General features: G+C 62.1%; 13 protein-coding genes. 7 read left to right on the forward strand and 6 right to left on the reverse strand.

Going from position 1 to position 11,416, the window contains the following annotated elements; genetic code table 11:
* Window positions 1-29 precede the first annotated feature (29 nt).
* From AC0L2P_RS18025 to AC0L2P_RS18050, 6 genes are all read right to left on the reverse strand, one after another.
* Window positions 30-929 (reverse strand): carbohydrate ABC transporter permease, encoded by a 900-nt coding sequence (locus AC0L2P_RS18025; protein ID WP_473502655.1) that lies wholly within the window; start codon window positions 927-929, stop codon window positions 30-32.
* The gene (locus AC0L2P_RS18030; RefSeq protein ID WP_473502656.1) at window positions 929-1,840 is read right to left on the reverse strand and encodes a carbohydrate ABC transporter permease; all 912 of its coding nucleotides are present in this window, start codon (window positions 1,838-1,840) and stop codon (window positions 929-931) included. Before AC0L2P_RS18030 ends, AC0L2P_RS18025 begins: the two co-directional genes overlap by 1 nt.
* A 329-nt stretch (window positions 1,841-2,169) precedes the next feature.
* A complete protein-coding gene (locus AC0L2P_RS18035; RefSeq protein ID WP_473502657.1) occupies window positions 2,170-3,216 on the reverse strand; it encodes an NAD(P)-dependent alcohol dehydrogenase in 1,047 nt (348 codons plus the stop codon).
* A 543-nt stretch (window positions 3,217-3,759) separates the two neighbouring features.
* On the reverse strand, window positions 3,760-4,260 hold the full coding sequence (locus AC0L2P_RS18040; protein ID WP_473502658.1) for a GNAT family N-acetyltransferase: 501 nt from the start codon (window positions 4,258-4,260) through the stop codon (window positions 3,760-3,762).
* A 23-nt stretch (window positions 4,261-4,283) separates the two neighbouring features.
* The gene (locus AC0L2P_RS18045; RefSeq protein ID WP_473502659.1) at window positions 4,284-4,589 is read right to left on the reverse strand and encodes a type II toxin-antitoxin system TacA family antitoxin; all 306 of its coding nucleotides are present in this window, start codon (window positions 4,587-4,589) and stop codon (window positions 4,284-4,286) included.
* A gap of 233 nt (window positions 4,590-4,822) precedes the next feature.
* On the reverse strand, window positions 4,823-4,891 hold the full coding sequence (locus AC0L2P_RS18050) for a hypothetical protein (RefSeq protein ID WP_473502707.1): 69 nt from the start codon (window positions 4,889-4,891) through the stop codon (window positions 4,823-4,825).
* Between the two features lie 256 nt (window positions 4,892-5,147).
* Here AC0L2P_RS18050 and AC0L2P_RS18055 point away from each other — a divergent pair, with 256 nt between their 5' ends.
* From AC0L2P_RS18055 to AC0L2P_RS18085, 7 genes are all read left to right on the forward strand, one after another.
* On the forward strand, window positions 5,148-6,959 hold the full coding sequence (locus AC0L2P_RS18055; RefSeq protein WP_473502660.1) for a winged helix-turn-helix domain-containing protein: 1,812 nt from the start codon (window positions 5,148-5,150) through the stop codon (window positions 6,957-6,959).
* A 167-nt stretch (window positions 6,960-7,126) separates the two neighbouring features.
* Window positions 7,127-7,429: a nickel-binding protein gene (locus AC0L2P_RS18060; RefSeq protein WP_473502661.1), complete on the forward strand. Its 303-nt coding sequence runs from the start codon at window positions 7,127-7,129 to the stop codon at window positions 7,427-7,429.
* Between the two features lie 64 nt (window positions 7,430-7,493).
* On the forward strand, window positions 7,494-8,024 hold the full coding sequence (locus tag AC0L2P_RS18065; protein WP_473502662.1) for a hypothetical protein: 531 nt from the start codon (window positions 7,494-7,496) through the stop codon (window positions 8,022-8,024).
* 261 nt (window positions 8,025-8,285) lie between these two features.
* A complete protein-coding gene (locus tag AC0L2P_RS18070) occupies window positions 8,286-8,870 on the forward strand; it encodes an OsmC family protein (RefSeq protein ID WP_473502663.1) in 585 nt (194 codons plus the stop codon).
* 44 nt (window positions 8,871-8,914) lie between these two features.
* Window positions 8,915-10,198 (forward strand): NAD(P)-binding domain-containing protein, encoded by a 1,284-nt coding sequence (locus AC0L2P_RS18075; RefSeq protein ID WP_473502664.1) that lies wholly within the window; start codon window positions 8,915-8,917, stop codon window positions 10,196-10,198.
* A 192-nt stretch (window positions 10,199-10,390) separates the two neighbouring features.
* A complete protein-coding gene (locus AC0L2P_RS18080; protein ID WP_473502665.1) occupies window positions 10,391-10,552 on the forward strand; it encodes a YjiS-like domain-containing protein in 162 nt (53 codons plus the stop codon).
* Window positions 10,553-10,567: 15 nt separating this feature from the next.
* Window positions 10,568-11,398: an alpha/beta fold hydrolase gene (locus tag AC0L2P_RS18085; RefSeq protein WP_473502666.1), complete on the forward strand. Its 831-nt coding sequence runs from the start codon at window positions 10,568-10,570 to the stop codon at window positions 11,396-11,398.
* Window positions 11,399-11,416: the final 18 nt, after the last annotated feature.

Consider the following 11,416-nt stretch of genomic DNA (forward strand, 5'->3'; position numbering starts at 1 on the left):
TTTTTGTCGTCGTTCTTCTCGTCTGCGCCTCACTCCTTCAAGGATCCGAGGGTGAGGCCGCGGACCAGATGCCTTTGAACCAGCAGGATGAAGATGAAGCTGGGTATGATCGCGGACGTGCCGAGTGCTGTGATGTAGCCCCACTCGGTCGCGGTCGAGGTGACAAAGGTCGAGATCTTCACCGGCACGGTGCGGATCGACGTTGTCAGGAACAGTGAGAGCAGGAACTCGGTCCACGAAAAGATGAAACACAGCACGGCCGTCGCAGCGATGCCGCCCTTGACCATGGGAAGGACGACGCGTCGGAACGTCTGCCAGCGCGTCGCGCCGTCAATCAGCGCCGCCTCGTCAACCTCGCGCGGAACATCGTCGAAGAACGACTTCAAGAGCAAAACTGCCAGCGGCAGGTTGATCAAACTGTGAACGAGGATGAGCCCCGCATAGGTATCGCGCAAGCCGAGATCCCGGAACATGAAAACGATCGGAATGACGATCGCGATTGGCGGCATGAAGCGCTGCGAGAGAATCCAGAACAGGAAGGACTGTTGGCCGGTGAACTGCATTCGCGACAGGCAGTAGGCGGCCAGCGTGGCCAGCAGCAGCGTCAGCGCCGTCGATCCGACGGCTATGATGGCGCTGTCGAGCAACGACTGGCGGGAATCATAGGAGCTCGCGCCACCCTTGATGACCCCGGCCGCCTCGCCGCCCTGTTCCATGCCGATGTCGACGCGCGAAACGCCAAGCAAGGTCACACGGTAATTGTCCGGCGTCGGCATGAAACCGGTGTAAACCGGTCCGCTGCGGTCGAAAATCGCCGAATAGGGTTTGATGGACGACAGAGCCCACCACGCGATCGGGAACATGAAGATCGCCACCACCAGGACGGCGAGCACGTCACGGGTGATCGTTTGGACGCGCGACGACTCCATCAGAACCTCACCTTGAACAGCCTGACGAACAGGTTCGACACGACGATCAAGACGACGAGCACGATCAGCGACAGGGTCGCGGCATAGGGAAAGTCTCCGGTGAAGTAGATACGGCCAGCGTAGAATGAAAGCGTCTCGGTGGCCGTGCCTGGCCCGCCGGCGGTGATGATGTAGACGTAGTCGTAGATGCGAAAGAGATCGACGCCGCGGATCAGCACCGCGACCGCTATTACCTTGCGCAGCATCGGCAATGTAAGCCGCCAGAATGTCTGGATGCCGTTAGCGCCGTCGATCGCGGCTGCCTCAAAAGGTTCCTTCGGCAGCGCCCTGAGCCCTGCCAGGATGATGAGTACCATAAACGGTGTCCATTGCCATATGTCCGCAAGCAGGATCGCCGCCAACGCGGTTCCCGGCTGCGTCAGGATTGGCTGTGCCGGCGAGATCAGGTCGAGGGCATAGAGGTAGAACGACAGGACGCCGAAAGAGCCGTCCTGCATCAGCAGGAACATCATTCCAGTCACCGCAGGCGGCACCACCAGCGGCAGTGTCATCAGCGCCCGCAGCACTCCGTAACCTTTGCGATCGGTGTCAAGCAGAAGCGCGATGAAGATGCCGAGTGCAAGCTGAACCGCAAGCGCGACGAAGGTGTAGATCAGCGTGGTTTCCAGCGAATGCCACATACGCGCATCCGAGAAGGCGCGCGTCCATTGGTGGACCCCGGCGAAGTCAAGCTGCCGGGAAACCACATTGCGTTTGTGAAACGACAGCCAGACTGAATAGGCGAGGGGATAGATGCCGAAAACGAGAAGCATGACCGTGATCGGCGCGAGCCAGGGGAAAGGATGCTCGGCCGTCATGAACCGGGGCAGGGCCCACCTGGAGGTAGGCCGCGTGAGGATTGCTGTGCTCACGTGCAAATCTCCGTTCGGTGACAGAGATGCATCGGCCTTCTCCCTATCGGCCAGATTGTGCCAACTTGAACTTTTGTAAGTTTGTTGTGCCTTTTGTTAAGAACGTGTCGGACGGCTGCCGATTTGTCAAGTGTCGGGTCCGTCAGGCTCAAGGGATTTGCTTTTGGTCCCAGAGGACGCCGTCATCGCCGGGTATGGAGTTGTTTTGAAGGAAACGCCGCCGGTAAATGCGGCGCACCAGCATCAAAACACTTAGGGCCGCCGCTAACTTTGGCAGCCCAAGGAACGCTACGATCGGAAGGACAGCGCGGGGGCTTTTGGGACTTTCCTTAGTCTGGCAATCGGATCTGAAGCTTTACGTCCGCCGGCCTGGCTTCGACCGCGCGGTCGAAGGCGGTGATGGAATCTTCGAAGGGGAAGGTCGCCGAAATGAGTGGCTTTAGGTCGACCCGGCCCGACCCCATCAGCGCGATTGCCCGCTCATATTGGTGGGCATATCGGAACACCGTCTCGATGCGGACTTCCTTGGTCGAGGCGGTGGCGACATCGAATGCGATAGGCGCCACCGGCAGGCCGACCACCGCCACCGCCCCACCGGGCCGCGGCAGATCGAGCAGGGTCTCCCATGCCTTGGACGAGCCCGAGCATTCAAACACGACGTCGGCGCCCCAGCCATCGGTCAGGCGTTTTACCTCCGCCGCCAGGTTCTTGTCGCGGATGTTGACCGGGATCACGCCTTGATAGCCGCCGGCGATGTCGAGCTTGGGTTGGGCGAGATCTGCAACAATGGCGCGGGCGCAGCCGCCGGCGAGTGCCGCGATCGCCACCATCGTGCCGATCGGCCCTGCGCCAATCACCACCGCCGTGTCGCCCGGCGCGATCTTTGCCTTGGCAGCCGCCTGCATTCCGACAGCGAAGGGCTCCACCATGGCGCCTTCGGCGAAGCTGACATTGTCGGGCAGTTTGAAAGTGTAGTTGGCGGTGTGGACGACATAGGGTGTCAGCACGCCGTGGTTAGGCGGCGTTGCCCAGAACCTGACCGCCGGGTCGATGTTGTAGAGGCCGAGCCGGCTCGCCCGCGAATTGGGATCGGGGATACCCGGCTCCATGCAGACGCGGTCGCCGACCTTCAGATGCTCGACGCCTTCGCCCGTTTCGACGACGGTGCCGGCGGCTTCGTGGCCCAAGACCATCGGCGCTTCGACCACGAACGGGCCGATGCGGCCATGCGTGTAGTAATGCACGTCGGAGCCGCAGATGCCCACCGTATGGATCTTGATGCGAACTTCGCCCGGGCCTACGGTCTGTGGCAGATCGATCTCACGCAGCGTGAGTTCGTGCTGGCGTTCAAGGACAAGGGCGCGAACGTTCGTCATCGACTTAATCTCCTCTAATGCCGATTGTTCGAGGTCTCCGCGATCTTACTTCCATTCGGCACGCTCATCATAGCCGCTCATTCACGGCTTCAAAATCCAGTTCGGAAACGGGTGTTGCTTGAGTCCGACTGTTCGTACCAACTTCCCGGCCAAGGGGCTTTGAAGACCAACCATGCCGCTGCCGAATTAGCGTTTGCATCAGGGTGCTCTGAGGCATCCAGTGATGGGCTGGCAACAGGATAGGACGCCAGTGTTTAGAGGGGCGACGTGCACGCTCGGTGCACACAAAATTCTCCCGTTGTTCGGTTCTGTTTTGCGAAGCGGCGCAACAGGAGATGCGGTTACGCGATGTTTGAGACATTGTCGCCCGGCTTTGGTCGCCCGAGCGACAGAGCACCTGACAGGGTGCCGAAGCACGATGAAAGAGGGTCTCTTACTGGGTATGCGATGTGCTTCAGAGGGCTGGGCATAGGGCAGGGTGGCCGAACCCGTCGCGGTCCGACGGCGGAGGCTCCGCGTTAGGCGATGTAGGTGCTGCTTCGATCATGGCTCCACCAGTTGCTCGATTGCGTGCATCGGTAGGACCAGCCGGAGGGAGTCCGGCAGCCGCACGAAGCCGTTTCCCTCATAGAAGGCAGCGGCGCGCTCGCTGATGGCATCCACCACCAGCATCGAGGAACCGATTGTGGCCGCGCTCGCATACGCGCGCCGCACGGCGTCGGCGAGAAGCATCGCACCCATGTGTTCGCCCTGCCGGGCTTCCGAGACCGCCAGCCGGCCGACCAACGTGGCGCTGACCAGCGGATAACGCGGGATGTGCTTGCGCGCGGCGGCCGGCACGTCGCCCTGTGCAACGCCGGTTGCGCAAAGCGTATAATAGCCCATCACGACATTCGGGTTGTCGGGCTCCACTAGAATGAAGACCCCATTCGCCTTGCGCCGCACATCTTGGCTTGCCTGTGTCCGGAGATAACGGTGGAGGCCGTCGACGCCGCAGGCAAAGCCGTCCCGGTTGTGATGCGACGCGAGCGCCTCGATCTTCAAATCTGGCCGAGACGCCGCCATGCTCAGGGAGCGACCCGGCGCTTGTGCTCGGCCAAGGCGCGGACCAGCCGCTCACTCGGCTCTGGCGGATTGACCAGCGCGTCGAAGAATGCCGCGCGGTCGCGATCAGACAGCACCAACGTCTCATGCTCGGCGATCGTCCGGCGCGCGGTATCAGTGAGCGCAGTAACGCAGAAGTCGCTGACTTTGCGTCGTGACAGATGCGCTGCCCGCTCAATAAGATCCTTAGTCTCTTCATCCAGCCGGAATCCGAGGCGTTCGACGCGGTTGGGCGTCTCTCGTTCGATCTGGGGCTGTTTGCGCGGCATTGGGATCACTCCTATCGTGGTCTACGTTTCGCAAACAATGTACGTCACATAGACGAACAAATCACCGATTTCTGCTCCCGATACGCCGCTCACCCGACATCACCATCTTGTACCAGGCGTAGAGGGGTGGGATGCGAGAGTGCATCGGCAAGATGCAAGTAAACATCGGCCACCATTACGGCGATGCCGCGCTCGGCCGGCGGAATGTGCCTGGTTTCGCTTCTCGGGCCAAGTTACTGGCGTAAGAATGATCGCAGACTCTCGCGGTTGAGGTATTCCCTTTCAATCGCGGATGTCTTCAAGGCCTCGTCGCTGATAAGGTCGATGCGCGGTAAACTCTCCAGGGATCACAGTCGATCCGCGTCCAGCTGAGCGAGGATTGCATCAAGCGAAGGCCCGTCCCTGTATAGAGGGCGCGGGTTCGCTCTAGGTTGGGAGCTTTCCCGGGGCTGTAGACGGGAGCGGTCCGCGATACGGCTTTAGGATCAGGCCGGTCCTTACCATCTGCTAATCTTTCGCTTATCATCGGTGGTCGTTTCGTTTTCTTCCCGAGCCGCAATGCTGCAAAACTTCGGACCATTCGAACTCGATGAGGAGGCACGCTCGCTGAGGCTGCGGGGAGCGGCACAGAAGATCCAGCCGCGCGTCTTTGACCTTTTGGCTTACTTGGTGAGGAATGCGGGTCGGGTGGTGCCGAAAGACGAGCTCATGGATGCTCTTTGGCCGGACCTGACCGTCACCGAAGCCTCCCTGCAGCGCGCCGTGAGCTTGGCCCGTCGCGCACTTGCCGCCGGGGGTTTGGCGACCTGCATCCGCAGCTTTGTCAGGCACGGCTATCGCTTTGGGGTCGATGATCCCGGTCTCGGCCAAATTGCGCCGATCGGGGCGACCGACGACCTGGAGATTTCTGCCGCACGAGACCTCGTCCTGCGGCGGGACTGGGCGGGCGCGGCCGAGCGGTTCGATCTCATCTCCCGGAAGCGGGACGTGGACCCTGGCGATCTTGATCTCTGGGCCTTGGCAGTCGAGTGTCATGGCCGTCCAGTCGCGGCAATCCCAATACTTTCTCGCGCGGTCGCGGCTCATATGCGAATAGGTCAGTCGGTGCGAGCCGCACGGGCGGCCATCACATTGGCAAAAATCCATCTCGAACGCGGGGCGGCGGACGCCGCAATCGGTTGGCTGGAACGCGGCGGCCACCTGCTGACCGACTCGAGCGACAGCGGCATGATGGCCTATATGTTGTGGATGAAGTCACGCCTCGCCACGTTCGGCGGTCGACCTAAGGAAGCACTTGAGCTCGCATCGAAGGCATTCGAGCTGGCCGAGCAGACCAACGATCAGGGACTTCGGGCGCTGACGTTGGTCTACAAGGGATTTTATAATCTCTCTCTTGGCCGGGTGAACGAGGGAAGCGAGCAGCAGAACCACGCCGCCGCCATCGCACTGTCCAGTCAGGTCGACCCGATCACCGGTAGCCTCGTCTACTGCAATATCCTTTGGAGCTGCCGCACTTTTGCCGACTGGCCGCGTGCAAGGCAGTGGAGTGAGGGTTTCGAGAGCTGGTGCGAAGCCAGTTTCGCCGAAAGCCCAGGCGCCTGCGGATTGCATCGCGCGGAAATAGTTGGAGCGCAGGCAACGCTCGCCGAGGCCCTGGCCAACATCGAGGCCGCGATTCCGAAGCTGGCGGACGAAGAGGCTTGGTCTCTGGGCGAGGGCTACCGGGTCCGAGGGGACATCCACGCAATGATTGGCGATCTCTGTCAGGCGAAGTCCGACTATGCGATGGCGTATTCGATTGGGTGGGATGCGGAACCGGGTAATGCTGTTCTGCTCTTCGAAGCGGGCGACGTGGACGCGGCGCTCGCCGCGCTTAACCGGGCGTTACAGGGGCTCTCCTGGTTTCACCTGCAGCGTCGGGGCCTACTCTTGGTCAACGCCGCCCGTGTAGCCGCCCTGGGCGGCCGGCCGGAAACGGCCGCCGGCTTCCTGTCGGAAATCGAGGCCTCGCCGGAGCGCTGGCCTCAGCCTGCGGTGCGCGCGATGATCGCCGAAACGCGCGCCGCTCTCCTCCCCGCCGATGATCCCCAGGCGACGCAGCTTCGCCTCCTCGCCCGCCAGCTATGGACAAGTGCCGGTGTTGATTATCACGCGGCGCGTGTCCGGATCGATCTGGCCCGTCGCTCCTTCGAGATGGGGGATGTTAGCGGCGGCACTTCGGAACTGGCAGCTGCCGAGCGCACCGCCGCGCGGATCGGATCGCCTCGACTTAGGAGCATGGCTGCAAGTCTGGCTCCAGCACCGACCCCGGCTCAGCGCAAGGAGCGCGGCGACAGCGATCACCCGGTAATCGCATCAATCGGCACTTGATGCCTTCGCCTGTCAGCTTTGCCTGATCGCTCAAAGATAAGCCAACGATAAGTCGACGGTAAGGACGGTTTGCGGCAACCGGAGCTATTTCTGGCCCAGTCATGCAACCCGCATGGCCATCGCAGCCGTGGCGTCGGAATTGGCGCCCGCAAACCGGAGAAATAAAAATGCAACTCTACGTCATTCGTCGGCCGAGCGCCTGGGCGTCGCTCGCCGAACTGGAAATCGCCGGCGCCAAATCCGCGCGGATTGGAAACGAAGAGATGTCGGACAAGGTCCGCTGGATCCGCAGCTACGTTGTGCATGAGCCCGACGGTCGCATCGGCACCTTCTGCATCTACCAGGCACAGGACGGTGCGGCCATCCGCGAACATGCCCGTCGCGTGGGGATGCCCGGGGAGGAATTCTATCCTGTTGTCACCACCGTGATCGTGCGGGCTGATCCGGCTGAAGAAGCCGCGGCGGCCTGACCCGTTAGCCCCGCGGGGCCATAGCTCCGCGGGTGCCCCTCAACCCTCAGATGGAGAAAAAATAATGCGTTTCCTACAGACGGCCATGCTGGTCGCCAGCCTGGCGGCTGGTGCGGTTTGTCAGCCTGTGAAGGCTCACGAACTGGGCCAATCACAGGTCGATCCTGCCGCCATTGCCCAGTCGCGTGCCGCGGCAGAAGCCTACTATGACCTCGCCGATGCCACTGCAGCGGGCTACCAGCCGCTCTTCGACTGCACCGACGCGGGCGCCGACGGCGCTATGGGCCAGCACTACATCAATAAGAGCTACGCCATGGACGGAAAGCTGCTTCTGGATCAGCCGGATGTCATTATGTACGAGCCACAGGCCGACGGATCGATGCATCTGGTAGCGCTCGAGTACATCGTGTTCAAGGCACAGTGGCAGGGGTCGGAGGCACCGAGTTTCCTGGGTCAGGAGCTGAAGCTCAAGTCCAAGGTCGGTGTTCACCCGGTGGACCCGTACTATGAGCTCCACGTCTGGCACTGGCGCTCAAACCCCAGCGGCATGATGGCGGACAACAACCGCAGTGTTAGCTGCGCTCACAGCCGCTGATACGCTGATAGCGGCCCGCAGGTGCGGGCCGATACATACTTGCCTGACCAGAGTAATCGTCGCGGGAAGCAAACGTTTGAAGGCCCGTCGTTTCGCCGATTGCAGATCTGACGCTGTTGACACCGGCTGGCGCAAAAAACCTCTCGATTTCCCACTGTCGTTCCCACTGCACGTCAAACGCTGCCGGCCGAGGGTTAGCCGTCCGGGCGATCCCGGTCGCAACATCAGAACCCAGGAGTGAATGACATGCAGGACGATACAATGGTCATGGAAAAGTCTGCCGCTAAGAAGGCGCCGCGGGAGCCAAGGAACGGCGTCGATACGCCCACCCTTCTGGCCACCATCAACGCCGTCGCGGGGCAGCCCGAGCTTGCCAAGTTCCGGTTCCGTGCCAAGAGCCGCTGGATTGCCGGCACGCACAGCAGCAGCACCATGGCCAACTTCTTCGGCGCCGGCACCGAGCAGTCTCACAAGATGGCCTACCAGGCTGACAGCGACCATCCAGCGGTCCTATGCGGCACAGACAACGGCCCGACGCCGGTCGAATATCTTCTCCACGCGCTTGCTTCATGCCTCACGGCCGGCATCGCGAACATCGCGGCAGTGCGCGGGGTGACGCTGCATGAGGTGGAATCGACCGTCGAAGGCGACATCGACCTTCGCGGCATCCTCGGCATCTCGAACGAGGTACGCAACGGCTACCAAGGAATCCGTATCTCCTTCAAGATCAAGGGCGATGCTCCCATTGAGAAGCTCGAGGAAATCGTGATGCAGTCGCGCGCGCGTTCCGCCGTGTTCGACGTGCTGACCAACGGCGTGGCGGTCTCGGTTGCCGTGAAAGGCTGAGTTCGGTCCGCAAGAGCAATATCGCCGGCCTCGTCCTGGAAAGGATGGCGCCGGCGATCTGTTGCCCCTGCTTACGAGGCGCGAATCCCATGCAGCGTACAGACGTAGCCATTATCGGCGCCGGACAGGCGGGTCTCGCCATGAGCCGGTGCCTGTCCGAGCGCGGGATCTACCACGTCATTCTGGAGCGCGGCCGCATCGCGGAGCGCTGGCGCAGCGAACGGTGGGATTCCCTCCGCCTGCTGACGCCCAACTGGATGACGCGCCTGCCCGGCGGCGGCTATCGCGGGGCCGATCCCGACGGCTTCATGACAATGAGCGAGACCGTCGGGTTCCTGGAGGATTACGCGTTCTCGATCACCGCGCCGGTAGAGGACGGTGTGGAGGTGCTTTCGGTCGAAAGGATCGACGGAGGCTTCCGGCTGCTGACCGATCGCGGTCAATGGAGCGTGCGTGCGGTCGTGGTCGCGACCGGATACAGCGACCGGCCCCGAATTCCATCAATCGCAAGGCACATCTCCTCCCGTACCACGCAGATCGTGCCGCGGGACTATCGCAATCCTCGGCAGCTGGCTCGGGGCGGCGTTCTCGTGGCCGGAGCCTCGGCTACCGGCATACAACTTGCGGAGGAGATCCATCGCTCCGGTCGCCCCGTAACCTTGTCGGTGGGCAGTCATACACGCCTGCCGAGGCTTTACCGCGGGCATGACATCCTGTGGTGGCTCGATCGGCTCGGAACGCTTGCCAAGCCCGTGGCCGAAGTTTCGGATCTCGCCGCGGCACGGCGGCAGCCGTCTCTGCAGCTCATAGGGACACCCGAGCGCAGGTCGCTCGATCTCGCCGGTCTTCAGGAGCAAGGCGTTCGTGTTGTCGGTCGAGCCATGGCCGCTTGCGATACGCGCATTCGGTTCGATGGCGATCTCGCCGACACGACCGCGGCGGCGGAACGCACGCTGAGGCGCGTGCTGGCCAATATAGACCGCGCCGCTGGCGAGGGCCGCTACTCAATCGATCCCGGTTCCATTCCGAGCCTGATCCTTAGCGCCGAACCGACCGAAATCGACCTCATCGACCAGGGTATCGAGACCATCATATGGGCCACCGGCTATCGCCGGGAATACCCATGGCTGAAGCTGGATGTGTTCGACGCCCGGGGCGAAATCCTGAACGATGGCGGCGTCTGCTCGCATCCGGGACTTTACGTGCTAGGCCTCAATTTCATGCGCCAGCGAAGCTCCAGCTTCCTCGACGGTGTCGGACGCGATGCCGAGGCTTTGGCGGCTCACATGGCAATGTTTCTCGATGCCTCCCGCCGAGCCGCGGCGTAAGCGCCGAATACAACGCTGGCGCGGCAAAAATCGACGTTGCCATAAACGCTGACGCTCACGCCCGACCACGACAAGGACTCCACTGGCGCCGTAGTCAGCGCCCGCAACCTGGAGAAAATCAAAATGAGTGCAATGGTAAACCCATCCCTGTCCCTCACCACAACGCGAGGTTTGCGCTGGGCCGGCGGAACAATGCTGGCCGCAGTCTGGCGTTTCATTCGCATCCAGCGGGACCGTCGACAGCTTCATGAGCTGCCGGATTACCTCCTGCGCGACGTCGGCATCACCCGCTTCGAGATCAACTGGATCACCTCGTTTGCCGGGCGTGATGCCAGCCGCCGCTCTCGTTTATGACACGGGAGGGAAGGAATGACTGCCTCATCGACGTTCCACGTCTCGCATAAGGCGTGCTACGCACCGCTTGTCATCGCCCTGCACTGCTCCGGTGGCAGCGCACGTCAATGGCGCAAGCTGGCGGAGCGGCTCGATGACAGCTACCGGTTCATCGCACCCGACCTGATTGGTGCGCCGGGCGGCGGCACCTGGATCGGTGCCGGCGCTTTCCATCTGGCCGACGAAGCCGTCGCGATCCTGGAGATGATCGACCACCATGACGGGCCGGTGCATCTTGTAGGCCATTCCTATGGTGGTGGGTTGGCCCTGCATATAGCAGCGACGCGTCCAGACCGGCTGGCCAGCCTCTCCCTTTATGAGCCGTCGGCCTTTCACCTGCTGCACGAGCTGGACTCTGAGGGTCACGAGGCGCTCGGCGACATCTCGGCGATCGCAGGCGCGATCCACGACGGCTTGATCGACGGTAGCTATCTCTCCGCGACAGCTCGTTTCATCGATTACTGGAGCGGAGCCGGCACCTTCAAAGCGATGAAGCCGGACCTTCAGGCCGCACTCGTGCGGTTTCTGCCGAAGGCCAGCCTCGACTTCCACGCATTGATCCATGAGTCGATGCCGGCAAGCGAATATGCCCGATTTGGCTTTCCGGTCCTGGTATTACGCGGCGAATTTGCACCGGTTCCGACGCGGCTCATCGCTCGCGAACTGGTTTCCCGCGTTCCGGCCGCGATCGGGACGATTGTTCCTGGCGCCGGACACATGGGGCCGCTGACCCACGCAGATCTGGTGGCGGATCGTTTGGTCCGGCAGATTTTGTACCATGACACCGCGGGATCGCGAGCTGCATGAACGCAACTTGCCTGTCCT

The organism is Mesorhizobium sp. WSM4836 (genome assembly GCF_055811815.1).